This window comes from Agromyces ramosus, from assembly GCF_030817175.1.
Taxonomy (GTDB): domain Bacteria; phylum Actinomycetota; class Actinomycetes; order Actinomycetales; family Microbacteriaceae; genus Agromyces; species Agromyces ramosus_A.
This window is the reverse complement of sequence record NZ_JAUSYY010000001.1, coordinates 1,881,969-1,908,627: the sequence shown is the minus strand read 5'-3', so window position 1 is coordinate 1,908,627 and position 26,659 is coordinate 1,881,969. Positions and strand designations below refer to the sequence as shown.

20 protein-coding genes are annotated in these 26,659 nt (G+C 70.6%); 9 read left to right on the top strand and 11 right to left on the bottom strand.

The genetic code is table 11. The features are described 5' to 3' along the window. The first annotated feature begins 209 nt into the window (after positions 1–209). From QFZ26_RS08910 to QFZ26_RS08895, 4 genes are all read left to right on the top strand, one after another. Positions 210–1,451: an MFS transporter gene (locus QFZ26_RS08910; protein WP_307041273.1), complete on the top strand. Its 1,242-nt coding sequence runs from the start codon at positions 210–212 to the stop codon at positions 1,449–1,451. Between the two features lie 38 nt (positions 1,452–1,489). Then, positions 1,490–2,185 (top strand): endonuclease NucS, encoded by a 696-nt coding sequence (gene nucS / locus QFZ26_RS08905; protein ID WP_307041272.1) that lies wholly within the window; start codon positions 1,490–1,492, stop codon positions 2,183–2,185. A gap of 70 nt (positions 2,186–2,255) precedes the next feature. Continuing rightward, positions 2,256–2,942 (top strand): HAD hydrolase-like protein, encoded by a 687-nt coding sequence (locus tag QFZ26_RS08900; protein WP_307041270.1) that lies wholly within the window; start codon positions 2,256–2,258, stop codon positions 2,940–2,942. Positions 2,943–3,187: 245 nt separating this feature from the next. After that, positions 3,188–6,007, top strand: coding sequence for an immune inhibitor A domain-containing protein (locus QFZ26_RS08895; protein WP_307041268.1), 2,820 nt, complete (start codon positions 3,188–3,190; stop codon positions 6,005–6,007). Between the two features lie 69 nt (positions 6,008–6,076). Here QFZ26_RS08895 and QFZ26_RS08890 read toward each other — a convergent pair whose 3' ends face one another. The 5 genes from QFZ26_RS08890 to QFZ26_RS08870 all read right to left on the bottom strand — a co-directional run bounded on the left by QFZ26_RS08890 (position 6,077) and on the right by QFZ26_RS08870 (position 10,234). Further along, complete coding sequence (locus tag QFZ26_RS08890) at positions 6,077–6,715, bottom strand: TetR/AcrR family transcriptional regulator (RefSeq protein WP_307041266.1); 639 nt, start codon at positions 6,713–6,715, stop codon at positions 6,077–6,079. 109 nt (positions 6,716–6,824) lie between these two features. Further along, complete coding sequence (locus QFZ26_RS08885; RefSeq protein ID WP_307041264.1) at positions 6,825–7,178, bottom strand: putative quinol monooxygenase; 354 nt, start codon at positions 7,176–7,178, stop codon at positions 6,825–6,827. Continuing rightward, positions 7,175–7,978, bottom strand: coding sequence for an ATP-binding cassette domain-containing protein (locus tag QFZ26_RS08880; RefSeq protein WP_307041262.1), 804 nt, complete (start codon positions 7,976–7,978; stop codon positions 7,175–7,177). Before QFZ26_RS08880 ends, QFZ26_RS08885 begins: the two co-directional genes overlap by 4 nt. Next, positions 7,975–9,018: an ABC transporter permease gene (locus QFZ26_RS08875; protein WP_307041261.1), complete on the bottom strand. Its 1,044-nt coding sequence runs from the start codon at positions 9,016–9,018 to the stop codon at positions 7,975–7,977. The genes QFZ26_RS08880 and QFZ26_RS08875 overlap by 4 nt, the downstream gene beginning before the upstream one ends. Before the next feature lie 115 nt (positions 9,019–9,133). Further along, the gene (locus tag QFZ26_RS08870) at positions 9,134–10,234 is read right to left on the bottom strand and encodes a substrate-binding domain-containing protein (protein WP_307041259.1); all 1,101 of its coding nucleotides are present in this window, start codon (positions 10,232–10,234) and stop codon (positions 9,134–9,136) included. 173 nt (positions 10,235–10,407) lie between these two features. Between QFZ26_RS08870 and QFZ26_RS08865 the strand changes: the two genes are divergently transcribed. From QFZ26_RS08865 to QFZ26_RS08855, 3 genes are all read left to right on the top strand, one after another. Next, complete coding sequence (locus tag QFZ26_RS08865; protein WP_307045013.1) at positions 10,408–11,412, top strand: LacI family DNA-binding transcriptional regulator; 1,005 nt, start codon at positions 10,408–10,410, stop codon at positions 11,410–11,412. A 4-nt stretch (positions 11,413–11,416) separates the two neighbouring features. Beyond that, the gene (locus QFZ26_RS08860) at positions 11,417–12,367 is read left to right on the top strand and encodes a carbohydrate kinase family protein (RefSeq protein ID WP_307041257.1); all 951 of its coding nucleotides are present in this window, start codon (positions 11,417–11,419) and stop codon (positions 12,365–12,367) included. Positions 12,368–12,476: 109 nt separating this feature from the next. Beyond that, complete coding sequence (locus QFZ26_RS08855; protein WP_307041255.1) at positions 12,477–13,268, top strand: ZIP family metal transporter; 792 nt, start codon at positions 12,477–12,479, stop codon at positions 13,266–13,268. Between the two features lie 44 nt (positions 13,269–13,312). Here QFZ26_RS08855 and QFZ26_RS08850 read toward each other — a convergent pair whose 3' ends face one another. Then, positions 13,313–13,864, bottom strand: coding sequence for a GNAT family N-acetyltransferase (locus QFZ26_RS08850; RefSeq protein ID WP_307041253.1), 552 nt, complete (start codon positions 13,862–13,864; stop codon positions 13,313–13,315). A 146-nt stretch (positions 13,865–14,010) separates the two neighbouring features. Between QFZ26_RS08850 and QFZ26_RS08845 the strand changes: the two genes are divergently transcribed. Further along, positions 14,011–16,962, top strand: coding sequence for a GH32 C-terminal domain-containing protein (locus QFZ26_RS08845; RefSeq protein WP_373460701.1), 2,952 nt, complete (start codon positions 14,011–14,013; stop codon positions 16,960–16,962). Positions 16,963–17,356: 394 nt separating this feature from the next. On the opposite strand, the gene QFZ26_RS08840 is transcribed toward QFZ26_RS08845, so the two are convergent. Then, a complete protein-coding gene (locus QFZ26_RS08840; RefSeq protein WP_307041251.1) occupies positions 17,357–18,946 on the bottom strand; it encodes a glycoside hydrolase family 68 protein in 1,590 nt (529 codons plus the stop codon). A 362-nt stretch (positions 18,947–19,308) separates the two neighbouring features. On the opposite strand from QFZ26_RS08840, the gene QFZ26_RS08835 reads away from it, so the two are divergent. Next, the gene (locus QFZ26_RS08835; protein ID WP_307041249.1) at positions 19,309–21,048 is read left to right on the top strand and encodes a glycoside hydrolase family 32 protein; all 1,740 of its coding nucleotides are present in this window, start codon (positions 19,309–19,311) and stop codon (positions 21,046–21,048) included. Between the two features lie 9 nt (positions 21,049–21,057). Here the strand turns inward: QFZ26_RS08835 and QFZ26_RS08830 are convergent, their stop codons facing one another. The 4 genes from QFZ26_RS08830 to QFZ26_RS08815 all read right to left on the bottom strand — a co-directional run bounded on the left by QFZ26_RS08830 (position 21,058) and on the right by QFZ26_RS08815 (position 26,625). Next, positions 21,058–22,131, bottom strand: a complete 1,074-nt coding sequence (locus QFZ26_RS08830) for a LacI family DNA-binding transcriptional regulator (protein ID WP_307041247.1) — start codon at positions 22,129–22,131, stop codon at positions 21,058–21,060. A 205-nt stretch (positions 22,132–22,336) separates the two neighbouring features. Continuing rightward, complete coding sequence (locus QFZ26_RS08825; protein WP_307045009.1) at positions 22,337–25,345, bottom strand: helix-turn-helix transcriptional regulator; 3,009 nt, start codon at positions 25,343–25,345, stop codon at positions 22,337–22,339. 113 nt (positions 25,346–25,458) lie between these two features. Then, the gene (locus QFZ26_RS08820; RefSeq protein ID WP_307041245.1) at positions 25,459–25,644 is read right to left on the bottom strand and encodes a hypothetical protein; all 186 of its coding nucleotides are present in this window, start codon (positions 25,642–25,644) and stop codon (positions 25,459–25,461) included. Positions 25,645–25,944: 300 nt separating this feature from the next. Further along, positions 25,945–26,625: a pyridoxamine 5'-phosphate oxidase family protein gene (locus QFZ26_RS08815; RefSeq protein ID WP_307041243.1), complete on the bottom strand. Its 681-nt coding sequence runs from the start codon at positions 26,623–26,625 to the stop codon at positions 25,945–25,947. Positions 26,626–26,659: the final 34 nt, after the last annotated feature.

The following is a 26,659-nucleotide window of genomic DNA, read 5'->3' as shown; positions in this document are numbered from 1 at the left end:
TTCGAGGTACGGGTGAAACGACGTGTTAATCGTTTAGCAGGTGAAGATAGCCCGAGCACCTGGCCTCGCGCAAGACCCCCGTCTCGGGACTCGGCACACGCGTCGACGCCCCGGTTGCGCTCACTCCGAGTGATCGATATGGTTCACAGATCGGGTGGGTCGAATCGATTCGACCCCCAAGCCGAACGGAAGACGAAGAAGCAGAGACGATGACTGATACGCCCCGCCAGACGGCGCAGACCGGCCGCCCGACGCACGAGCTCACGGCGTGGCGCAATGCGATCTTCGCCATCTTCTTCCTCAGCGGGCTGAGCCTCGCGAGCTGGGTGGCTCGCATTCCCGCCATCCGCGACGACACCGGGCTCAACACGCAGGGCGTCGGGCTCGTCATCCTGAGCGGCTCGATCGCCTCCGTGCTCGGCCTCGTCGTCGCGCCGTGGCTCATGGCGCGGTTCGGCGCCCGCAACGGCATGATCGGCTCGCTCATCACCGTGTCGCTCGGGCTCGTGCTGGTCGGCCTCGGCGGCTCGGTGCTGCCCTCCGTTCCCCTCGTCGTCATCGGCCTCGCCCTCTTCGGCTTCGGCAACGGCGCGGTCGACGTGATGATGAATGTCGAGGGAGCCGAGGCCGAGCGCGAGATCGGCAAGACGGTGATGCCCCTCATGCACGCCTTCTTCAGCTTCGGCACGGTCGCCGGCGCGGGGCTCGCGGCCGCGGCATCCGCCATCTCCCTCTCGGTCTCGGTGCACCTCGGCATCATCGCCGTGCTCATCGCCGTCGCCGTCCTGGTGGCGGTGCGCTACGTGCCGCTGCGCGCCGAGGTGGGCGACGACCTGCACACGGATGCCCCGCGGCCGCCGTGGCGCGAACGGCTCCGCACCAACCTCGCGGTCTGGGCCGACGTCCGCCTCCTACTCATCGGCGTCATCATGCTCGGCATGTCGTTCGCCGAGGGATCGGCGAACGACTGGCTCGCGCTCGCCGTCGTCGACGGGCACGGTTTCGACGAGACAACGGGCGCCGTCATGTTCGGCGTGTTCACGGTCGCGATCACCGCGGCCCGAGTGCTCGGCGGCCCCGTGCTCGACCGCTACGGACGGGTGCCGGTGCTGCGCACACTCTCGGTGCTCGGCATCATCGGGCTCTCCCTCTTCATCTGGGGAACCGAACCGTGGATGCTCATCCTCGGCACCGTGCTCTGGGGCATCGGCTGCTCGCTCGGCTTCCCCGTCGGCATGTCGGCGGCCGCCGACGACACGCAGCACGCGGCAGCACGGGTGAGCGCCGTGGCCATGATCGGCTACTGCGCGTTCCTCGTCGGGCCGCCGGTGCTCGGCTTCATCGGCCAGCACTTCAGCATCCTGAACGCGCTGCTCGTGATCCTCGGGCTGCTGGTGCTCTCGGCGCTGGCCGCGCCGGCGGCCCGCGAACGGTCGGGCCGGCACGGCTGACGCGCGCCGGCGTCATCCGGTCGCCGTACACTCGACAGGTGCGTCTCGTCATCGCCCGCTGCTCCGTCGACTACGCGGGCCGGCTCTCAGCCCACCTGCCACTCGCCACGCGACTGCTGATGGTGAAGGGCGACGGCAGCCTCCTCGTGCACTCCGACGGCGGCAGCTACAAGCCGCTCAACTGGATGAGCCCGCCGTGCACGCTCTCGACGCTCGAGCCCGACGCCGAGCAGCAGGCCGCGGGCATCGTCGAGCTGTGGAAGGTCACCCACCAGAAGACCGCCGACCAGCTCATCGTGTCGATCCACGAGGTGCTGCACGACTCGGCGCACGAGCTCGGCGCCGACCCCGGCCTCCAGAAAGACGGGGTCGAGGCGCACCTGCAGAAGCTCCTCGCCGAGCAGATCGAGCTCCTGGGGGAGGGTCACCGGCTCGTGCGCCGTGAGTACATGACGGCGATCGGCCCGGTCGACATCCTGGCGACCGATGCCTCGGGCGCATCCGTGGCCGTCGAGCTCAAGCGCCGCGGCGACATCGACGGTGTCGAGCAGCTCACCCGCTACCTCGAGCTCATGAACCGCGATCCGCACCTCGCCCCGGTGCGGGGCGTGTTCGCCGCGCAGGAGATCAAGCCGCAGGCGCGCACGCTCGCCGAGGACCGCGGCATCCGGTGCGTGGTGCTCGACTACGACGCGATGCGCGGGCTCGACGACAGCGGGTCGCGCCTCTTCTGAGGCATTCGTCGGCCCAATTCCCAGCGCATTCCTGAGAATCACTCAGGCTTGGTACCCGTAGGATGTCACGGTGACTTCCCCGACGCCCATTCAGACCATCGCGCCCGCGCGCACGTGGTCGGCAGTGCTGTTCGACCTCGACGGCACCATCGTCGACTCGGCCGCCGACATCACGGCGTCGCTCGCCCACATGTTCACGGAACTCGGGCTCGACGTCCCCTCCGACGAGGTGCTCCGCTCGTACGTCGGTCCGCCGCTGCTCGACAGCCTGCGCCTCACGGCCGGCTTCGACGACGCCGAGGCGTGGGCGGCGCTCAACGTCTACCGCGACCACTACGTCGACCACGTGCTGAACTCGCCGGTCTTCCCGGGCGTCGCCGGCGTGCTCGAGCGTGTGCACGCCGCAGGCATCCCGATCGCCCTCGCAACTTCCAAGCCCGAGTCGATGGCCCGCCGCGTGCTCGAGCACGCCGGGCTCACGAGGTACTTCACCGAGATCGCCGGCGCGAGCGACGATGAGGAGCGCAGCACCAAGGCCGACGTCGTCGCCGAGGCGCTGCGCCGCCTGCAGGCCCAGGGCATCGACACGACACACTCCGTGATGGTCGGAGACCGCGGCTACGACACCCTCGGCGCGGCCGCCAACGGCGTGCCGACCATCCTGGTCGAGTGGGGCTACGGCTCCCCCGCTGAGGCCGCCGACGCGATGGCGATCGTGCACTCCGCCGACCAGCTCCGCAACCTGCTCGTCGGCTGACGCGGACCTCTCCCTCCGCAACCTGCTCGTCCGCTGACGCCGCCTTCTCGCTCCGCGCCGATTCCGGGCGTGCGCCGCCGCGCGCGCGACGGGAACCGGCGTCTTCGCCGGATGCGACGCGGATTTTGCGTTGTGGGTCTTCCCCAACGACCCTCCTTCGGGGCAGGATGCCGTTTACGTCCGCCCACCGACGGACGTTGTTTCATGTGACGGGTAACCATCCCGTCGCATTCGGAGGGAGAAGCATGTTCGGAAACACCACTCGCGCTCGCAGGCGCGTGGTGGCGACGATTCCCGTACTCGCACTCGCGGCCGCCGGTTTGGCGACCATGGGAGCGACGACGGCATCAGCTGCGCCATCGCACGTCGCATCGCCAGTGATCGGCGACGACGAGTATTACATGAACTACGTCGCACCCCGCGCGGAGAGCGCCTTCGGCACCGACGACGAAGCAGTCGTCGACGTCCACGGCAAGAAGACCGGGTCGCTCGACGCCTCGGCAGCGATCGAGCTCGCGAAGTCGGTCGACACGAAGTACGCCAAGGGCAACCCGCAGGCCGCGCGCGGTCTCGCGAAGTTCGAGGACAAGTCGATCAAGACCGGCAAGAGCCCCAAGAACCTCAAGGGTGCCAAGAGCACGCAAGAGGCCAAGCTCCTCACGATCCTCGTCGAGTTCGACGAGAACGCCGCCGACGACTTCTCCGACCTCCAGGTCCCGACCGAGTTCGGCGCGACCACCTGCAAGCCCGGCGATGTGCAGAGCGGACCCCTCCACAACAACATCCCGAACCCGGCCGACTACGAGCTCGAAGACAACAACTCGATGTGGGTGCCCGACTTCTCGTCGGAGCACTTCAACAGGATGCTCTTCACCGATGAAGGCATCACGGAGCGCGTGCGCACCGACCTCACCGGCCCCGACGGCCAGCCCGGCTTCGACATCTCCGGCTACACCATGAAGGCGATGTACGAGGAGATGTCGCGCGGCGCCTACACCGTCACCGGTTCGGCGACGCCGTGGATCACGGTTCCGCACTCCGAGGCGTACTACGGCGCCACGGTCTGCCACCTCAACGCTGACGGCGTCTACGAGGCCGGCCCCATGCAGGACATGCAGGGTCACCCCGACAACCCGCTCGGCCCGGGCCAGCTGCCCATCGACGCGGTCGCGGCTCTCGCCGACGCGCAGCCCGACTTCCCGTGGGCCGACTACGACATCGAAGACCAAGGCGACCGTGACGGCGACGGCAACGTGCTCGAGCCCGACGGCGTCATCGACCACGTCGTGCTCGTGCACGCCGGTGAGGACAAGTCCGGCGGCGGCGGCGAGCAGGGCACCTACGCCCTCTGGGCGCACTCGTCGGCTGTGGCCGGCGGTGCGGCGATCCCCGGCACCGACCTCATGCTCTCGAACTACATCGTGCAGCCCGAAGACTCGGGTGTCGGCGTGTTCGCGCACGAGTACGGCCACGACCTCGGCCTGCCCGACCTCTACGACACCTCGAATGTCGCCAGCTCCGACGTCGACTTCTGGGACCTCATGTCCTCGGGTTCGCACTCCGGGCCGATCTTCCAGTCGATGCCGACGCACATGGGCATCTGGGACAAGTGGGTGCTCGGCTGGGTCGACCCCGTCGTCGTGGAAGCCGGCTCCGACGTGCAGACCCTGAAGGTCGGCCAGACCTCGCGGCCCAAGAAGGGCACGCAGGACGGCGTCAAGGTCAACCTGCCCGACAAGACGATCACGCTCGCCGAGCCGCACAGCGGCGAGGAGATGTGGTACACGGGCGCTGACCAGGACTGGGCCGACCTCCGGCTCGGCCGCACCATCGAGGTGCCCGCCGACGCGAAGTTCTGGATGTGGAACAACTTCGTGATCGAGGCCGACTGGGACTACGGCTTCGTCGAGGTCTCGACCGACGGCGGCACGACGTGGTCGGAGCAGAAGGTGTTCGCCGAAGGCGGCACCGAGGTCTCCACGCCCGACGGCTACTCCGACCCGAACGGCCGCATGGCCGACTTCGGCGGCGGCGTCGACAAGAAGTACGGCCTCACGGGCGACTCGCACGGCTGGCGCCACGACTACGTCGACCTCACGTCGTACGCGGGCCAGACGGTGAAGCTTCGCCTGCGTCTCGCAACCGATGCCGCGTTCCAGGAGCGCGGCTGGTTCGCCGACGACTTCGCCCTCACGAGCGGAGCGACGACGGTCTGGAGCGACGATGTCGAGAACGGCGACGCCGGCTGGACGCCTGAGGTTGCCTCCTTCACGACGACGACCGGCCCCGGCTGGCGTCACGACACCGGCACCTCGGTCAAGGCGCAGTACTACCTGGTCGAGTGGCGCAACTTCGACGGCTTCGACGAGGGCCTGAAGTACGGCTACAACAGCGTGTACCAAGACGGTGCGTGGAAGGTCGAGAAGCTCGCGTACAACGCGCCCGGTGCGCTCGTGTGGTACCGCGACACGACGTACGGCAACTCGAACCAGATCACGGCCAACGAGACCGCGCTGCCGAGCTACGGTGCGAAGGGCGGCCTGCTCATCGTGGACAGCCACTTCAACCCGCTGCAGCGCACCGGCGACGCGGCAGCTGCCGACCCGTCGACGCTGAACGTGATGCCGTCGCGTGCCCAGTCCTCGAACGCCGCATTCGGCCTCACGTCGACGTACCCCTTCACGGAGTGCTTCACGGGTGCTGAGCTGACGACCGAGTACTGCACCGATGTGCCGGCTCTGCCTGCGGTGAGCACCTTCACCGACGACCAGGGCTGGGTGCCTGGATTCGCCCTCCGCGAGTCCGACGGCGCGCTGTTCTACCGTGACCGGGATGCCTCCGTGGTCGTCCCGTCGGTGGGCAACTCGCTCTACACGACGCCGCTGTACGACCTCGAGGGCAACCGCCTCCCGGCGTATGACGGTCTCGACGTCGGACTCGGGCCGTTCGGCTCGGGCAACCCGGCCGACTCCGGAGTGGGCTACGGCACCGTCATCTCGGTGAAGAAGGCCTTCAAGGGCAACGAAGCCGCGCTGATCGAGATCACCCCGCCCGCAGCGGGCTGATCGACGGCAACGCACCGACGAGGCGTCGGCTCCTTCGGGGGTCGGCGCCTCGCCGCGTCGTGGGTGCGCTCAGCGCGTCGAGACCGACGCGAACCCGTCGAGGAGCCGGTCGAGCGCCCACGTGAAGCCGGCGTCGTCGTCGAGCTCGAGTGCGGCAGCGGCCTCGGTGAGCGGGTATGCGGTGGCGTCGCTCCAGAGGGCGGCGCGGTCGGCATCGGCGGATGCCCCGCCCGCGCGTTCGGCGGCGTCGAGGGCCGCGGCCCCGAGCACCTGGGCGCGCACGGCGCGGGCGGCGTGAGCGGCGTCGGCGAGCGGCATCCGCTCGCTCCGGAAGCCGGCGATGAGCACCTCGTCGAGCGCGAGCGCGTGTGGACCGTCGAGCGGTCCGCTCGTGACGAGCACCATGGCACCCGTATGCTCGGCGAGCCGGGCGCGCAGCCCGGCGGCGAGCGCCTGCACGCGATCGCGCCACGGGACGGCGGGGTCGGATGCCGCGTCGAGGTCGAGCGTCGACAGCACCTGCTCGACCATGGCCCGCAGCAGCGCGTTCTTCGACGGGAAGTACGTGTACATCGCCGTCGGCGTCAGGCTCAGGGCGGCGGCGACACCGCGCACCGAGACGGCGGCGAAGCCTTTCTGCTCGAGGATCTCGAACGCGGCGTCGACGATGTCGGCCTGGCTGATGCTGCGCCTGGGTCCGGGTTTCATGGAGCTCCTCGGGGTCCTCCCCACGGTAGCCGATCCCGTTCCCTCCCCCGTGCCCGGCCATACCCGCCCGCCTCAGCTCGAGTGGGCGCGGGTGCGGCCGCGGTTCCCGTCAGGCGAGCGGGCGCAGGAACGTGAGCACCGAGCCGTCCTCCACGATGAGCGGGACGAGCGCCGCGTTGAAGGGGGCACCGTAGGGCGCGGCGAGATGCGCGGCGAACGCGGACGCGTCGCGGTAGGCCTCGGTCACGACGAAGCGGGTGCCGATCGGGGCCGGCCCGGCCGTCGCCGCCGACCCCGCCGGCGGAGCGGCGACGCGGTGCGGCGAGAAGTCGAGGCATCCGGGCTCGCGGCGCACTTCGGCGGCCAGCGCGAGGAGGAGGCGCTCGACCTCCTCCTCGCGGCCCGCGACCGCCGTGAACTCGGCGACGAGCTCGACGCGTTCGTCGGCGCTCGCCCGGCTCACGGGCGCAGCGCGCCCGTCATGATCGCGACGGCGTCGGTCATCGTGTGCGACTCGGGCGTGATCGTCGCGGCGCGCTTGCCGAGCCGCTGGATGTGGATGCGGTCGGCGACGTCGAACACGTGCGGCATGTTGTGCGAGATGAGGATCACGGGGATGCCGCGCTCGCGCAGGTTGCGGATGAGCTCGAGCACTTGGTTCGACTCGCGCACGCCGAGTGCGGCGGTCGGCTCGTCGAGCACGACGACCTTCGACCCGAACGCCGCGGCGCGCGCGACCGCGACCGCCTGGCGCTGCCCGCCCGACAGGTTCTCGACCGGCACCGTGACGTCCTGCAGCGTCGAGATGCCGAGCGACTTCAGCTCGGCGCGGGCCTTGTCGCGCATGCCCTTCTGGTCGACGATGCGGAAGACCGAGCCGAGGATGCCCGGCTTACGCTCCTCGCGGCCGAGGAAGAGGTTCGCGGCCACGTCGAGGGCCGGCGAGACGGCGAGGTTCTGGTACACGGTCTCGATGCCGGCCGCCCGGGCGTCCTGCGGGCGCTTGAAGTGCACCGGCTTGCCGTCGAGGAAGATCTCGCCCTCGTCGGGGATCTCGGCGCCCGTGAGGCACTTGATGAGCGTGGACTTGCCGGCGCCGTTGTCGCCGATGATGGCGAGCACCTCTCCCGGGTAGAGCTCGAGGCTCACCCCGTCGAGGCCGACGACGCGGCCGAACGTCTTCACGAGGCGTCGCGCGCTGAGGATCGGGCTGCGAGTCTCGACCGCGGGCGTGGCGCCCGCGGCATCCGTTGCGATGGTCATTTGCGTACCTTTCGGATCCACTGGTCGACCGAGACGGCGACGACGATGAGCACGCCGACGGCGAAGGTCTGCCAGAGCACGTCGAGCCCGGCGAGTGAGAGCCCGTTGCGGAACACGCCCACGATGAGGGCGCCGAGGAGGGTGCCCCACACGGTGCCGCGGCCGCCGAAGAGGCTCGTGCCGCCGATGACGACGGCGGTGATCGAGTCGAGGTTGAGGTCGACGCCCGCGTTCGGCGAGGCGGCGTTGGTGCGACCGATCTGGATCCACGCGCCGACGGCGAGGATCGCCCCGGCCGCGAGGTAGACGCTCATGAGCACGCGGTTCACCCGGATGCCCGCGAGGCGTGCCGACTCGGGGTCGTCGCCGACCGCGTACACGTGCCGGCCCCACGCGGTCTTCTGCAGGATGAACGCGATCGCCACATACAGCAGGAGCATCATGAGCACGCCGACCGTGATGTTCACGCCGCCGAGGCTGAAGGTCGTGCCCGTCCAGGTGAGCAGGTCGGGCATCTCGGCGCCGCGGATCGTGGCGCCGCCCGAGTACAGCAGCGTGAGCGCGACGAAGATGTTGAGCGTGCCGAGCGTCACGATGAACGGCGGCAGCTTCAGGCGCGTGACGAGGAATCCGTTGAGCGCCCCGGCGCCGAGGCCGACGACGAGGCCGAGGAACAGGCCGAGCACGGCCGGCAGGCCGAGCTGCACGGTGGACTGGGCGATCACCATCGAGCTCAGCACCATGACGGCGCCGACCGAGAGGTCGATGCCGGCGGTCAGGATGATGAGCGTCTGTGCGATCGCGAGGGTGCCGACGACGGCCACCTGCTGCGTGATGAGCGAGAGGTTCGCCGGGTTGAGGAATCGATCGTTGAGCAGGCCGAACACGATGACGGCGAGCACGAGCACGATCGCCGGGCTGATGGCCGGGTAGCGGTGCAGGGTATTGCGGATGCGGCTGAGCGGGGTGGTGCGGTCGAGGAACTCCTCGGCCAGGTCGAGCGCCGAGGTCGGCGGCTCGGTGGTGGTCTGCTGACTCACGTTGGTACTCCGATGTGTGGGTGAGGTGGTGCGGGCCGGGATGCGTGGGATGCCACGAGCACGTGCGTGCGGCATCCGTCACCGACCCGCACCCCTCACGGTGCGGTGCCGGGGCTCAGCCCCAGCAGATCTCGGCAGCTTCGGCGGTGTCGATCGACTCGACGCCGTCTTGCGGGTCATCCGTCACGAGGGCGACGCCGGTGTTGTAGAAGTCGAGGCCCTCGGTGTTCTCTGGCTTGTCGCCGGTCTTCACGAGGTCATGGATCGCCTTCACGCCGAGCTCGGCCATCTTGACCGGGTACTGCTGGCTCGTTGCGCCGATGATGCCCTCCTTCACCTGGTCGACTCCGGCGCAGCCGCCGTCGATCGACACGACGATGAGGCCCTCGGTCTTACCGGCAGCCTTGAACGCCTCGTATGCGCCGTAGGCGGCGGGCTCGTTGATCGTGTAGACCACGTTGATGTCGGGGTTCTTCGAGAGCAGGGTCTCGGCCGCCGTGCGTCCGCCGTCTTCAGCGCCGCCGGATGCCTCATTGCCGACGATCTCGTAGTCGCCGCCGCTGTACGTGCCGGTGGCCTCTTCGTCGCCGTTCACCGCCGCGTCGGCGGTGTCGATGCCCATGCCGTCGAGGAAGCCCTGGTCGCGGTTGTAGTCGACCGACACGATCTTGTCGTCGAAGAGGTCGACGAGTGCGATCGTCGCCTTCTCGCCCGCGAGCTTCGCGGCGGTCCACTTGCCGATCTCCTGGCCGGCGAGGAAGTTGTCGGTCGCGAAGGTGATGTCGACGGCCTCGGGGTCGGCGGGCGGCGTGTCGAGCGCGATGACGAACAGGCCGGCGTCACGCGCCTTGATGAGCGCGTCTTCGACGCCCGGGCCGTTGGGGGTGATCAGGATGCCCGCGTCGCCCTTCGAGATGGCGTTCTCCACGGCCTGGATCTGGGTGTCCTCGTCGCCGTCCTCCTTGCCTGCCGCCAGGGTGAGGTCGACGCCGAGCTCATCGGCGGCCGCCTCGGCGCCGTCCTGCATGGCGACGAAGAAGGGGTTGGTGGTCGTCTTGACGATGAGCGAGACGCCGATCGTCTCGCCGCCGTTCGAGTCGTCGCCGGAGCCGGAGGCGCCCGAAGCGCAGCCGGTGAAGGCGAGGGCCGCAGCCGCGGTGAGCGACCCGGCCATGATGATGCGGCGACGGAGTGTCGCCGGTGCCGTGCGATTCATCGATGAATCTCCTCTGGTGTGGGGGACCGTTGTCTCCCTGACAACGATGTCAACGTTAGGTCTAGACCATGTCGGTGTGTATAGTCAAGTCCAACTTGCACATTGGAGAGCAAATCGTGACACCGTTGTCAGACACAAGTTCCGCACCGGAGGGCGCACGCTCCCGCCCCACGATGCGGCATGTCGCCGCCCTCGCCGGGGTCGGCGTGAAGACCGTCTCCCGCGTCATCAACGGCGAGCCGAACGTCTCGGCCGCGACGATCGCCAAGGTGAACGCCGCGGCGCGCACCCTCGACTACCAGCCCGACCTGCACGCCGGAAACCTGCGCCGAGCCGACGGGCGCACCCGCACCCTCGGGCTCCTCGTCGGCAGCGTCGACAACCCGTTCGCGGGCGCCGTGCACCGAGCCGTCGAAGATGCCGCGCTCGCCCGCGGCGTCGCCGTCTTCGCCTCGAGCCTCGACGACGACCCGGCCCGCGAGCAGGAAGCGGTGTCGGCCTTCCTCCGTCGCCGTGTCGACGGGCTCATCCTGACGACGGTCACCGAGAGCCAGGCCTACCTCGCCCCCGAGCTTCGCCGGGGCACTCCCGTCGTCTTCGTCGACCGCGAGCCTGCCGGCATCACCTCCGACTCCGTCGTCAGCGACAACGCCGACGGCGCCGCCCTCGCCACGCGACACCTGCTCGAACGCGGGCACCGGCGGGTGGCCTACCTCGGCGACCGACCCCTGATCCAGACCGCCCGCGAACGCCGCCGCGGCTTTCTCGAAGAGCTCGGCCGTGCCGGGGTCGCGACGCGCGACGTGCCGATCATCGAGGACCTGCACGACGCGGAGTCCGCACGCGCCGCGACCCTCGCGCTCTTCGAGACCCCGAATCCGCCGACCGCGATCTTCTCGAGCCAGAACCTCGTCACCCTCGGCGTCGTCCACGCGTTGCGCGAGCTCGGTCGCCACCGCGACATCGCGCTCGTGGGCTTCGACGACCTCCCCCTCGCCGACCTCCTCGAACCGGGCATCACCGTCGTCGCGCAGGACCCGCAGCAGATCGGGCGCACCGCCGCCGAACGCGTGTTCGCGCGCCTCGACGGCGACGTCTCCCCCGCTGCCCGCACGGTCGTGCCGACGCGGCTGATCGAACGCGGCAGCGGCGAGATCGCACCGCGTGGGCAGGGCTGAGCGGATGCCGCAGCATCAGCTGCTCCCGCAGCACGCACCGCCGTCGCGCCGTATCACCGTCATCGGCGACGCGCTCATCGACGAGCTCCGCGACCCCGACGGCTCGCGCGAGTTCGTCGGCGGCGCCGCGCTGAACGTGGCGGTCGGGCTCGCCCGCCTCGGCGAGCAGGTGACGCTCGTCGCCATGCTCGGCGACGACGAGCCCGCCGGGCGCATCCGCTCCTACCTGCGCGACTACGGCGTTCGGCTCGTCGAGAGTCCGTCGCCCCTCGGCACAGCGCGTGCCGTCTCCGACCGCCGCGACGGCGAGCCGCGCTACGAGTTCAACGAGGCCGCGCGGCGGCGTGGCATCCGGTTCGACGAGGCGACTCGCGCCGCGATCGACGAGGCCGATCTCGTGGTCGTGAGCTGCTTCCCGTTCGACGACGCCGGGCAGTACGCCGGGCTCGTCGCCGCGATCGACCGACCTGGGCTGCGAGTCATCGTCGACGGCAACCCGCGTGCGGGCATGCTCGCCGACACGGCGGTGTTCTTGGCCAACTTCGAGGACTTCGCCTCGCGGGCGCTGCTCGCGAAGGTCGGCGACGAAGACGCCGCGCTGCTCCTCGGCGACTCGCTCGACGCGTTCGTCGAGCGCCTTCGTAGTGCCGGGGCAGGGGCGGTGCTCGCGACAGCCGGACGCAACGGCGCCACCCTGCACTTCGGCGACCGCACGGTCGAGGCCCGCATCGTGCCCCTCCCCGGCCCGGTCGTCGACACCATGGGCGCCGGCGACGCGACCCTCGCCGCGATCGTGCGGCGCATCGCCGCCGACGGGCTGCCGACGACCGGCAAGGCGTGGGCGCATGCCCTCCACGAGGCGATGGTGATCGCGGCGGCCACGGTGCGCCACGAGGGAGCACTGCTGCGGATGCCGCACGCCGAGGCCGCCACCGAGGCCGCGCTCCCGAGCTGAGGCACGCCGAGAGCGGCACGCCGCGCTGAGGCACCGCCCGCGCTGACGCACACCAGAGCCGTTTCGCAAGCCGCTTCCGACACACCGCACTGCGTTCGATACTGACGGCGTGGGCACGGCGGTGCTGTTCGGAGTCGTGGCGTCCAGCGCATTGCTGGTCGGCGCATTCATCGGTGTCCGCTTCCAGCTCCCGAAACGCGCGCTCGCGATCCTCCTCTCGTTCGCCGCCGGTGCGCTGATCACGGCGCTCACCTTCGAGCTGTTCGAGGACGCCTACGAGCGCGGCGGCATCTGGCGTGCCGCCATCGGCCTGCTCATCGGTGCGGTCGCGTTCACCGTGCTGAGCGCGCTGCTCGATCGCTGGGCCCAGCCCTCATCGTCCGAGAAGCCGGCCGACGAGTACCGGGGCAGCGCGAAGCTCGACACCGATGCCGCGGCCTCGGAGCGGTCGCCCACCGCCGCCTCGACCCGCGGCGCTGCGGGCACGGCCCTCCTCGCCGCCGTGACCCTCGACGGCGTTCCCGAGAACATCGCCCTGGGTGTGTCGCTCGGTGAGGGCACCGGAGGGCTCGCGCTCCTCGCGGCCATCTTCGTGTCCAACCTGCCGGAGGCGCTCGTCGGGGCATCCTCGATGCGGAGCCAAGGGCGATCGGTCGCCAGCGTGATCGTGATGTGGTCCATCTGCGCGGTACTCCTCGTCGTCGCCGTGGTCGTGGGCGCAGGCCCGCTCGCGAACACCGATCCGGAGACCGTCTCGCTGCCGTTGGCATTCGCCGCCGGCGCGGTGATCGCCTCCCTCGCCGACACGCTCATGCCCGAGGCCTACGAGCACGGCGGGCCGGCCGTGGCGATCAGCACGGCTGCCGGATTCGTCCTGTCGTTCGTGCTGTCGCTCGTGTGAGGTCGTCACGGCGGCGTGAGGCGCACAGCCCGGGGGCGCTCCGCTCAGCGCACGAAGCGCACCTCGGTGATCTCCCAGAACGGGTCGACCTTCTCGGTGCCGTCGGCGACGAAGCCGTTGCGCCGGTAGAACGCGTGGGCGCGGGGGTTGTCGGCGAGTGCCCAGAGGTAGGCGGGGCGGTCGCCGATCGCCACGTCGAGCAGCGCTTGGCCGACGCCGGTGCCGTGGTTCGCGTCGAGCACGTAGAGCCCCTCGAGCTCGAGGTCGCGCGGGCCGTCGGGGTCGCGGCCGGCGCTCGTGTTCGCCCAGCCGACGACCTGGCCGTCGCCGCCATCGCGGTCGCCGCCCCCGCCGCCGTCCACCACGGCCACCCAGATCGCCATGCGGTGGAAGCCCTCGGGCGCCGGGTAGACGTCGTTCGCGATGGCGAGGTTGGCGGTCCACCGCGCGACCCGATCGGACATGGTCCACGCCTCGACCCGGTCGCGGGCGACACGGCCGGGCTCGACGTAGGTGGTCTGGTGGCTGTCCCAGTGCACGCGGGCGATGCCGGGAGCGTCGGCGATCACGGCGGGACGGATGCGCGCGTGGTGCATGCATCGAGGGTACGGGCCGGGTGGGCGCAGGTGCATCCGCCGAGCCCCTTGCAATGTCCGCCGGACACTCCGTAACATCGCCGACATTGACTGACAACGATGTCACTAGGGCATCGAGACTCGCGCGATGAAGGGCGAATGGAACGATGACGACGAAATCATTAGGGCGCAGGGCCGCAGCGACGGCCGCCGCCGCCGCACTCGCGCTCGGCATGCTGGGCGCCGTGCCCGCCGTGCCAGCGATGGCCGACGACGGTCCCGACCCGGCGACAGAGCAGTACCGGCCGTACCTGCACTTCTCGCCCGAACGCAACTGGATGAACGACCCGAACGGCCTCGTCTACCACGACGGCACGTGGCACCTGTTCTTCCAGCACAACCCGCACGGCACGCGCTGGGGCAACATGAGCTGGGGCCACGCGACCTCCGCCGACCTCGTGCACTGGGAGGAGCAGCCGGTCGCGATCCCCCAGACGTTCGACGAGCAGGGTGTCGCGATCGAGGACATCTTCTCGGGCTCGGTCGTCGTCGACGACGAGAACGCGAGCGGTCTGGGCACCGCCGAGAACCCGCCGATGGTCGCGATCTACACGAGCGCGTACACGCCGTCGCACCCGACGCACGCAGGCGAGCAGGCCCAGTCGCTCGCCTACAGCCTCGACGACGGGCAGACGTGGACCAAGTACGAGGGCAACCCCGTGCTCGACCGCGATTCCGCGAACTTCCGCGACCCGAAGGTCGTGCGGTACACCGACCCCGAGACGGGCGAGTCGTACTGGGTCATGGTCGCCGTGGAGGCACTGCAGTACAAGGTGGTGCTGTACCGCAGCGACGACCTCAAGAACTGGACGCACCTCAGCGACTTCGGGCCTGCGAACGCGACCGGCGGCATCTGGGAGTGCCCCGACCTCTTCCCGCTCCCGGTCGACGGCGACCCGGCGAACACGAAGTGGGTGCTCGTCGTGAACCTCAACCCCGGCTCTGTCGCCGGCGGTTCCGGCGGGCAGTACTTCGTCGGCGAGTTCGACGGCACCACCTTCACCTCCGAGAGCACGGTGTCGGATGCCGCGGTGCCGGCCGGCGACCTCTTCGAGGGGTTCGACGACGGCACGTACGGCGACTGGGCCGTCGGCAACGAACCCGGCAACTGGAAGAACGGACCGTGGGGCGACGCCCCGGCCGGGGGAACGCTGCCCGGGCAGAACGCCGTGTCGGGCTTCATCGGTGGCGGCCTGGTGAACGGCTTCAACGACGGCGACTGGCCCGTCGGCACGCTCGAGTCGTCGACGTTCACCATCGATCGCCCGTTCGTGAACCTCCTCGTCGGCGGCGGCAACCATCCGCACGTCGACGGCACGCAGCTCGGCAACGAGCCACCCCCCGGCCGGCTGCTCTTCGAGGGCTTCGAGTTCCCCGACGGCACGACGCTGGCCGACACCGGCTGGGAGGCGACGGGTGACCTCGCGATCGACCCGAGCCGCAGCCCGTCGACGCAGGGCGGCGACTACTACCTCGGTCAGAAGCGCATCAACACCTTCGAGGCCGGCCCGTTCGGCGACACCAACCGGGGCGACCTCACCTCGCCCGCGTTCACGATCGGCGCCGACGAGCACCATCTCTCCTTCCTCCTCGGCGGCGGCAAGCGATTCAACGGCACGCTCGAGCTGCGGCTCCTCGTCGACGGCGAGGTCGTGCGCACCGCCACCGGCCCCGAGGCAGGACAGCTGAACTGGCAGTCGTGGGAGGTCTCGGAGTTCGCCGGGCGTGACGCACGCGTCCAGGTGCACGACGACGCCACGGGCGGCTGGGGCCACCTCACGCTCGACCACCTCGTGCTGGGCGCGGAGCCGGCGCAGGCACGCTCGGAGGAGACGAGCGTCAACCTCGTCGTCGACGGCGAGATCGTTCGCTCGGCCACGGGCCGCAACAGCGAGAACCTCGACTGGGTGAACTGGAACGTGGCCGAGTTCGCCGGGCAGGAGGCATCCGTTCGCATCATCGACAACAACCGGTTCGGCTGGGGTCACGTGCTCGTCGACCAGGTGATGTTCTCGGATGCCGCGGCCGCACCGCGCCTCGAGGGCTACGACTGGCTCGACTGGGGGCGCGACTACTACGCGACCGTGTCGTTCAGCAACGCGCCCGACGGCCGCCGCGTGATGCTCGGCTGGATGAACAACTGGGACTACGCCAACGACATCCCGACGGGCTCGTGGCGCAGCGCGATGGCGCTGCCGCGGGACGTGTCACTCGTGACGACCGAGCGCGGGCCGCGACTCGTGCAGGAGGTCGTCCCCGAGTTCGCCGAGCTCGAGCAGAGCGATCGGGCGTACACGGATGCCGCGCGGCCGATCGCGGCGGGCTCCGAGACGCTGTCCGTCTCGGGTGACGTCGTGCGCATCGACGCGGTGATCGCGCCCGGCGATGCCGATGCGGTCGGGCTCAGCGTGCTGGGCGACGACGAGTCGGCGACGCGCATCGGGTACGACGCGGCATCCGGCCGCCTGTTCGTCGACCGCCGCGACTCGGGGAGCACGGGGTTCCACCCGGCGTTCGCCTCGCTCGACGATGCCCCGGTGGCCCTCGACGACGGGCGCCTGGCATTGACGGTGTACGTCGACCGCTCATCGGTCGAGGTGTTCACGGCCGACGGGCGCACGACGATCACCGACCAGGTGTTCCCGAACGCGGGCGCCGACGCGATCGGGCTCTGGGCCGACGGCGAGGGCGCGACGCTCGAGTCGCTCACGGTGACGCCGATGCACGGCGCGATGTACAAGGAGGCGGGCGTCGACGACGCAACGGCCGCTCCCCCGGCTGCCGAGGTCACGGCGCTCACCGGACCGCGGAAGGGGCCCGATGCCGACGGTGACTTCGGGATCAAGGTCAAGGTCGGCAAGGGCGGGGTGACCACGGTGGTGCGACTGCTCGAAGACGGCCGCGTCATCGATCGGATGTTCCGGACGGCGGCCTCGGAACGCACGCTCGCCTTCGCGGTGACGGATGCCGCACCCGGCGAGCACCGCTACACGGTCGAGCTCGAGAACTCGGCCGGCGTCACGCGCGCGGGTGAGCTCCTCGTGCGGGTCGCCGGCTGAGCGGTGCGGGTGGGATGCGGCGTTGCTGACCGTCGCATCCCACCCGCTGTGGACGATGCCGAGCACGGGCCGCGCTGGCAAACGTCCGATGTCCTCTTGCGGCCACTCGGCATGGTGTGTAACATCGCCGCCTGACTGACAACGATGTCACCTGACATCGTGACCCATGAAGGGCAAGACCGACCATGACGACGAAATCACACTGGCGCACCGCCGGTGCAGCGGCCGCAATGAGCGCGCTCGCGGTGCTCGCGGTGCTCGCCGTGGGCCTGATGGGAGCCATCCCCGCCCACGCGCTGTAGACCGCGCTCGCCTCCCGCCGCCGTATCGCGGCGCGGTACACGAGCGGATGCCCCGGGGATCGCATCCCCGGGGCATCCGTCGTTCGAACCGCTTACTGCACCTTGCCGCCGGAATTGACGTCGAGGTTCGCCGGGATGTCGGCCCAGCCGCCCAGCCCGCCGTTGCCGTAGGTGTAGTCGACGGCGCTGTCGGCGCCATCGAGGTCGATCTTCACGGTCGGGGCGAGCGTGCCGCCGCGCACGAAGTCATCGTGGGTGCCGATGGTGTCGATGAACGACTGCACCAGTCCGCCGGGCATCACGTAGTGCGAGTACGCCTGGAAGTGACCCGGGTGCTGGTTGTAGTCGGGCGCGAACGGCTGGCCGCCGGCGAAGTTCAGGTTCGTCGGGTTGCCGAGCGCGAGGCCCGATCCGCCGTTCAGCGGCTGGAAGTCGCTGCGGATGCCGTCGCCGACGAAGCCGTAGACGCCCTCGGGGCCGTCGATGCCGTTCGCGAAGGTGCCGCGGTGGCTGATCGTGAAGAGGTACGCCTTGCCGTCCTGGAACACGAACTGCGGCCGCTCGGTCTGGTCGGTGACGCAGTTCGCCGAGAGGATCGGCGGCAGGAACTCCCACTCGGTGAGGTCGTCGTTCTTCGCCTTCGCGAGTCCGATGTTGCCGATCTGGTAAGTCGCGCCCGAGGCGTTGACCGCGTCGACCGACTCGGCATAGGGGTCGCCCTCGCGGTAGCCGAGGTCCTCCTCGGTGCACTGGGCAGACTCGCGCGGCATGGCCGAGTTGCCCTCGAACACCATGTACGTCTCGCCCGGGTGGTTCGGGTCCTCGAAGGTGAAGGGGTCGCGGAAGTTGAAGAACTCGTTCTGCTCGCCGGTCTGGTAGTACGTGCCGTCGGCCTCGAGCAGGCTCGTGACCTTGTCGAAGCCGGTGAACTTCACGCCGTTCTTGTTGGCGTGGACGTGTCCGACGCTCAGCGCGATGCGCGGGTCGTAGGGCTTGATGTTGTTGCCCGCGGCGTCACGGTAGAACGCGACATCCGTGAAGAAGAGCTTGATCTCGCCGCCCTTCATGATGCGTGCCGAGCCCGACCACTGGGTCTGGTGGCTGTACGACTGGTCCTCGAAGATCTGGCCGGTCACGCCCTCGTCGAAGACGAGGCCGCCGTACGTCCAGCCGCCGTTCTCCGGCCGCTCGTCGGCGGGGACGCCGGCCGGGCGGAAGAAGTACCCGATCTTCGCGAAGACGTGCCGGTCGTCAAAGCCGAGGCTGCGGTCCGCCACGAGCGAGAAGATGATCTCCTGGCCGTTGACGCTGTACTGGTTGCCGGCCTCATCGGTCAGCGGCCAGGTGTCCCAGACCCAGACCTCGCCGTTCGACATGTCGGGGAAGTCCTGCGGCACCGTCGGCATGGTGAGCGCGGCCGGCATCGAGTTCTCGCGCGACGGCGCGGCCGGGTCCGACAGGCGCTTCAGCTGGCGTGCGTCGGCGCGGGTCCACTTCGCGGTGAAGTCGTCCTCTGGCGCGTAGGCCTCCTGCGTGTGCAGGGTCGGCTCAGGGCCCGGCTGCAGGTCCTCGGGCGCGGCGACGGCTCCCGCCGTGCCGGTGAAGAGGGTCGCGACCAGCGCGCCGGCCGCGACCATCCCGCCGATGAGTGGGCGCCTGATGCGCCCGATGGATGTTGACATGTTCGTCGCCTTTCGTGGATGAGGTACTTCCTCGAAACCGCGACGCTTGTGCTCCCCCGACACAGGAACCTATGCCGAGACTGACAACGTTGTCAAGTGGGCCGGCCAGTTGATGCGATGCGTGCGTTCGCATGCAAATTCCCAGATCAGCGGTGTACCGACGATGGTCGCGCTTCCACGGTGGCGATCGTATTGGTGAAGTTTGCAAATCGATTTGGTAGCCGTTAGCGTGGCCGACGATTCCTCGAGTGGCGCTTGCGCTCCTCCCCACAGACAGCTGCGAAGGTGCATCGCCGGTTCCGACGACCACCGCGCAAGGCGGGTCTGACGGCACGGCGGTGTGCGAACCACCACGGAGGATCATGAACCGAACACACCCACCTGACGTGCCGGACGGCACGGTGACGCGTGCGCGCTCGGGCCCATGGCGACGCCCGGGCGTCGCCCCGCGCGCGGTCATCATCATCGTCGCGACCGCGGTGGCCGTTGCCGTGACCGTCGTCGCCGCGCTCGTGCTCGCGCCGGGCAGCCGGGCTCCGGAGCATCCGAACGCCACGGCGGCGCCCGCGCCGACCTCGCCGGCCGCCGCGCCCGACTACATGCGACCCCCCGACTGGTCGCCCTACCGCCCCGCCGTGCACCTGACCCCGGCCGAGCGCTGGATGAACGACCCGCAGCGCCCGTTCTGGAACGACGGCCGCTGGCACTACTACTACCTCTACAACGCCGACTACCCCGAGGGGAACGGCACCGAGTGGTACCACGCGACGTCGACCGACCTCGTGCACTGGCGCGACGAGGGCGTCGCCATCGAGAAGTACGCGAACGGCCTGGGCGACATCGAGACCGGCAGCGCAGTGGTCGACACCGAGAACACGGCCGGCTTCGGCGCCGGCGCGGTCATCGCGATCATGACCCAGCAGCACGAGGGGGTGCAGCGGCAGTCGCTCTTCGTCTCGACTGACGGCGGGTACCGGTTCGAGGCGTACGACGGCAACCCCGTCATGGACAACCCGGGTGAGGCGCACTGGCGCGACCCCAAGATCATCTGGGACGACGCGCACGGCGAGTGGCTCATGGTGCTCGCCGAGGGGCACAGGCTCGGCTTCTACACCTCCCCCGACCTGAAGGCGTGGACGTATCGCTCGAGCTTCGAGCCCGGCGACCTCGGCATCCTCGAGTGCCCGGACCTGTTCCGGATGTCCCTCGACGGCGATCCGTCGAAGACCACCTGGGTGCTCGCGGCCGGGGTCAACGGTGCCTCGCAGGGCATGACCACCGGCACCGCCTACTGGACCGGCGACTGGAGCGGCGAGACCTTCACCGCCACCGACCCCGTCGTGGCCTGGCTCGACCGCGGCGCCGACTTCTACGCCGCGGTCACCTGGGACGACCCTCGCGAGTCCCCCGCCGACCGGCTCGCCTCGCGGTATGCGATCGGGTGGCTGAACAATTGGGCCTACGCGGGCGAGCTGCCGACCACCGACTGGCACGGCGGTGCCGACTCGGCTGTGCGCGAGCTCAGGCTTCGCACCGTCGATGGCAGGCCGACGCTCGTGTCGGCGCCGGTCGACGCGCTCGCTGCGCTCGAGGGCGAAGCCCAGACGTCCGAGGACCTGCGGGTGACGGATGCCGCGAGCACCCCGCTCCCCCAACCGCACTCCGACGCCTACCGGCTGCGCGTCGAGGTCGCGCCCGACCCGGACGACCCCGCAGCGGAGGTGCGCTTCCGCGTCAAGGAGGGCGACGGCGCGTTCGCCACCGTCGGCGTCGACTTCGCGGCGGGCGTCGCATTCGTCGCTCGCGACCACGATGCCGTCGCCGCCACGATGCCGCCGGTCTACCGCGAGGTGCGCACGGCACCGGCGCCACCGCGCGACGGCATCGTCACCCTCGACCTCATCGTCGACGCCGGCTCGATCGAGGTCTTCGTCAACGGCGGCGAGTCGGTGCTCTCGAACCTCGCATTCGGCGCGCCCGGTGCGAACGGCCTCTCGGTGGAGTCGGTCGGCGGTTCCACCGAGCTCCGCTCGGTTCGGCTCGCACCCCTCGCTGTCGCGCCCGTCGAGCGCGCGCCCGGGCGGGCTCCCGCCGAACGCTGACCAGCGTGCTCAGGGTCGAGGCGGCATCACCGAGCCCCGTTCGACGAGCTTGCAGCGGAGATGCACCGGCGCTGAGACATCCGTCGCCCGTGACCGCCCGTGACCCGAGGCGTCGATCAGGTCGAGGAGCGTGGTCATGCCCCAGCGGCCCATCTCACGATGCGGCAGCGCGATCGTCGTGAGGGCCGGATCGAGCGCCCCGGCGACGAGGTCGAGATCGTCGACGCCGACCACCGAGCAGTCGCGCGGCACGTCGAGGCCCAGCCCCGCCGCCGCCTGGTACACGCCCATGGCCATCTGGTCGTTGAAGCAGAACACGGCGGTCGGCCGCTCTGCCTCGGGCCGGTCGAGGAGGCGGCGCCCGGCGGTGCGTCCTCCGTGCGAGTCGGATGACCCGCGCTCGACGAGTGCCCGGGATCCGTCGAGTCCGGCGTCCTTGAGCGCCGTGCGGAAGCCCGCCTCCCGCCCACCGCTCGCCGGTGCGTCATCCGTCGTCGTCGCGAACGCGATGCGCCGGTGACCCGCAGCGAGGAGGTGCGCCACGGCGGTCACGGCGATGGCGTGCTCGTCGGGCGCGATGGCGGGCACGCGCCATCCGTCGGCGGGCGTCGCGTCGACGAGCACGACAGGCGTGCTGCCGAGGGCTTCAGGCCGCGCAACCTGCTGGTGGAACATGCGGGCGAGGAGGATGCCGTCGACGCGGTGGTCGAGGAGCGAGCGCAGCTGCCGCGCCTCGAGTTCGGCGTCGCCCTCGGAGTCGACGATCATCAGCACGGCGTCGCGCTCGCGCGCCGCCTCTTGCGCACCCTGCACGATCCGGCCCGCGAACGCCGTCGTCGCGATGCGATCGCTCGCGAGCCCGATCACGCCGGTGCGCTGCAGGCGGAGACCGCTCGCGAGGCGATTCGGGGTGTAGCCGAGCTGGGCGGCGGCACGGATGACACGCTCGCGCGTCTCGGCGCGCACCGCCCTCGTTCCGCTCAACGCGTGCGACACCGTCGTGGGCGAGACGCCGGCGAGGGCCGCGACGGCGGCGATGCTCGGCCGTCGGCCGGCGTCATCCGCTGCTCGCTGTGACCCCATGAGAGTCGAGCCTATGCCGCCGCGATCGCCTCGAACGGCGCCGTGGTGACGAACACGTGGCCTGCAGCTCGGCCACGGCGCGCCGCCGACCCAGTTCCGCCGTGGAGCAGCAACGTTGCGGCGGCGTGACCGAATTCAGTGCCTCCACGCGAGCGTGGTCGCTCCGCCGTGTGGATGGGCCGGGGCAGGCCCGCCACCACGAGAGCTACCGCAGTGCGCCCGCCCGGTAGGCCGCCTCGGTGCGGGTCGCGGCGCCGAGCTTGCGGAGGATCGCCGAGACGTGCACGCTCGCGGTCTTGCCGCTGATGAAGAGCCGCTCGCCGATCTGCCGGTTGCTGAGGCCTTCGGCGATGAGCTCGAGCACCTGACGTTCGCGGGCCGTGAGCTCGGCGGTGGCCGCGGCATCGGCTTCGGCACCGGATGCCGCGCCCCCCGCAATGCCGGGAGTGTCGGTGCCACTCGCTGAACGGCTGCGACTGACACCGGCGCCCATGGCGCTGTCGAGGGTGAGCCCTGCCGCCGTGGCCACCTGCATCACCCGGTCACGCACCGCCCCGACGCCGCCCGTGAGCGCGAGATCGAGCGCGCTCTGCAGCGTGACCCTGGCAGCCGCGCGATCGCCCGCGCCGAGTTCGGCCTCACCCTGGCGGAGCAGCGCGTAGGCGGCGAGGTAGCCGGGTGCCACCGGCGCCGCAGCAGCCTTCGCCGCAGCACGCCAGGCCGCGACATCCGAACCGGCGGCACCCGCAGCCGAATCGGGGCCTTCGGCGAGCTCGGCCTCGAAGAACGACGACCACAGCGGGAAGGTCGGCCACATTGTCATGCGGCCGATCAGGGCTCGGAACGCGGGCTCGGCACCGCTGATCTCGGCGGCGAGCTCGTCGCCGAGCTCATTCGGCGTCGCCCGGGCCGCCGCGATGACCCGCGCCGCCACCCAGAGCAGCGGCAGCGTGTAGCCGGGCAGCGGCACCGTCGACTCATCGAGGGCGCGGCGTACGTCGCGCCAGGCTTCGCCGATGTCTCCGTTGGCGAGCGCCACCTCTGCCGTCACTCGGCTCACCCCGAGTCGTGTCTGGGTCTCGACCTCCATGATGTCGGCCATCGCCGAGCGGACACCGCGCAAGGCCTCTGCCGCACGGGCCGGCTCGCCGAGCCAGAGGATGGCCCAGATGCGTGCACGCTGCAGGTAGACGGCGAAGGGGGCAGGCGGATCGAGGGCGAGGGCGCGCTCGATGAGCGCAGCCGCGCGATCCCACTCGCCGAGCGCGAAGAGCGGGTCGACCGCATTCGATGCGAGGATGACGCCGGAACTGCGCTCGACTCCCTGGGCGCGCGACTGCTCGAGGCCCTCTTCGGCGAGGCGCACGGCTTCACGGTGGTCGCCCACGAGGTAGTAGAGGTCGGACGCGTTGACCCAGTAGCGCAGCATCGCGGCGCCGTCGCCCTCGGACAGTTCGCGGGCACGCTCCAGCCCGGCGAGCCCGTGCTCGACCTCGCCACGGCTGGCACGGCTGACGGCCTCGATGTTGGTGGCGATCGAGGCGTATCGCGGCGAGTCGATCTCGAGCGCCACGGCGAGCGCGGCCTGTGCGCGTTCGACCGACTCGTCGAGCCGGCCCTCGATCATGAGCCGCCCGGCGAGCCCGGTGAGCGTGGTCATGCGCAGCTCGCTCGACCCGTCGTCACCGAGCACCTCGAGCGCCTCTTCGAGCACGGGGATCGACCCGGGCCGGCCGACGTTCGCGAGGTACATCGCCTTGTCGCGGAGGAATCGCGGGTACTGCGGATCATCTCGAGGGCACTCGGCGAGCGCGGCCTTGACGAGGGCCAGCCCGCGCTCGCCCTCGCCGGCGTTGCGCAGGTGCGAGGCGGTGCGGCCCATGAGCTCGAGCTTGCCCATGCCGGCCGCGCCGGCGGGGTCGGGCACGACGTCCCAGAGCCCGAGCGCGCGTTCGCCCAGCTGTGCGGCCGTGGCGTAGGCCGCGGCGGCGCGCGCCTCGCGCATTGCCTGGATCGTCGCGGGGAACGCGCGACTCGCGTCGTGCGCGCCGAGCCAGTGGTAGGAGATCTCGGCGGCCAGCCGACGGGTGCCCGATTCGGCGGCCGCCTCGTACGCCTCGGCGTACCGCGCGTGGAACCGCGCCCGCTCGCCGGGCAGCAGGTCGGCGAGGATCGCCTCGCGCACGAGGGCGTGCCGGAAGGCGTAGTCGTCGCCGTCGATGTTCAGCACTCCGGCGAGCACGCTCTCGCGCGCCGCGAGGTCGAGCTCGTCGGGCGTGCCGGCGAACACCGCCTCGAGCAGCCCGTGCGAGATGCGCACGCCGCCGACCGACACGACGCGAAGCAGCTCTTGGGCGCCTTCGGAGAGCCGCTCGTAGCGGGCGAGCAGCAGTTCGCGGAGCGTGTCGGGCAGGTCGCTCTCGTCGCGGCATCCGTCGAGCCCGACGAGCTCTTCGACGAAGAACGGCACACCGTCGCTGCGACGGAAGACGGTCTCGATGACCTGGTCGGTGGGCGGCTCGCCCGTGAGCAGCTTGGTGAGCTTGCGCACCTGCGCCCGCGAGAGTCGTGAGAGGTCGCGGCGCTCGACCCACCGGTCGCGCTCGGCCTCGGAGAGGAACGCCCGAAGCGGATGCCCCCGTGTGACGTCTTCGCTGCGATAGGTGAGCACCGTCAGCACGCGGCTCGACCCGAGCGCGCGCATGAGGAAGCGGAGCAGCGCGAGGGTCGCCGCGTCGACCCAGTGCAGGTCTTCGATGACGAAGACGATGGGCCGCTCACGCGAGAAGGTCTCGAGGAGCACCGCGATGCCCTCGTGCAACTGCCCGGTGGCCGCGCCGACGCCCGCGGGCGCGGCCGTGGGGGTGTCGTGATCGGATGCCGCGAGCTCGGGCAGCAGCGCGGCGAGCGCCGATCGCCCGGGGCCGGCGGCCTCGAGCACGCGTTCGGCCCCGACGTCTGCCACGAGCGTGCGCAGGGCTGCCTTCACGGGCGCGTACGGGGCCGCAACACTGCCGAGGTCGACGCACTGCCCCGCGAGGAGTCGCACATCGCTCGGCAGCCCACGCTGGAACTCGCGGATGAGACGGGTCTTGCCGATGCCCGCCTCGCCGCCGACGATGACGGTGAAGGGCGCGCCGGCGCGCACCTCGTCGAGTCGCTCAGTGAGCCGCGCGAGGTCTGCGTCGCGGCCGATCATGGCCGGCGCTGACATGGTCACGATCTCATCGTGCCACGCCCCACCGACAGCGGCGCCGGTCGAGGCATCCGTGATCGCCACGGGCGGAATCGCCCTGGCGTGCGCCGCCGACGCGGACAGCGCCGCGATCACCGCAGCGCGAGGCGCAGGGCGCGGTGGCCCCGGTGATGCCGGCGGGTGACGGGTTCGGGCGACGGTCCCTCGCCGCCCGAACCACGCTCCCTCGACTCGGCCCGCAGGCCGAGTTCCCGCTCGGCGCGGAGCACGTCCGCCTCGTGCGAGTGCATCGCCACGAAGTCTGCCGAGAACTGCATGATTCCTCCTGGGATTCGTCCGACCCTTCCGACCGGATGCCTCTAGCGTGCTCGCTAAGGCACCTCAGGCTCATCGGGCGATCGCCGTATTTCGGCGGGGTCCGCGAGCCGGGCACCTCAGACGCGGGCACCGGGCACCTCAGACGCGAGCGTGGGACGGTCACGTCGGCGAGAATTCAGAACCGGAGCGTCGGCGTGCGGCGGTAGCCGTCGCGCGTGAACTGCACGGCGGCAGCGGCGACGGCCGATGCGGCCAGCAGGCCGAGAACGAGCATTGCGAACATGGGGCACCCCCTTTCCTCAATGAAGTCTGCGGTTCGGCGCGGGGCGTGTCGTCAGGGCGACCACCGATTCGGGCACCGGTGCCTGCGCTGGGGTGAGGGGCGACGCCTGCGGCGTGCCCCACGTGCGGGTGAGGGGCACGACGCCGGCCCACGTGGAGTGGTCCTCGCCGTCATCGGGCGCTTCGGATGCCCCGGCCGCACGCTGCTTCATCACGACGTCGTCGAGTGCGAGCCGGAGCACGCGGGTCGCGGAGGCCTCCTTGCGCGTCGTCGGTCGCACCTCGGCGGCGCGGCCTGGCATGAGCCGCTCGGAGAGGGCGAGCAGCGCGGCATCCGTCGCCTCCGCCTCCACCGGCTCGAGCACGCCGTAGACGACCGCGCTGCGGTAGTTCATCGAACTGTCGAAGAGCGAGCGTGCGTACACGAGGCCGTCGAGCGCCGTGACGGCGAAGGCCACGGTCGAGCGGTCGGATGCCGCCCGCAGGGCGAACCCGCCGCCGGTCGAGCCGTGCACGAGCACGTGCTCGCCGTCTCGCGCGTACCCCATGGGCACGACGACGGGCGCGCCGTCGACGACGGCGGCGAGGTGGCCGACGAGCTCGCCGTCGAGGAGCTCGAAGAGGGCGTCGCGATCGGTCGTCTGCCGTTCGGCGAGGCGACGGATCCGGCGGGTGGAAGTGGCGTTCGTCAGGGTCACACTCAGAGTCTCGCGACAACACTGGTTCGCCGCG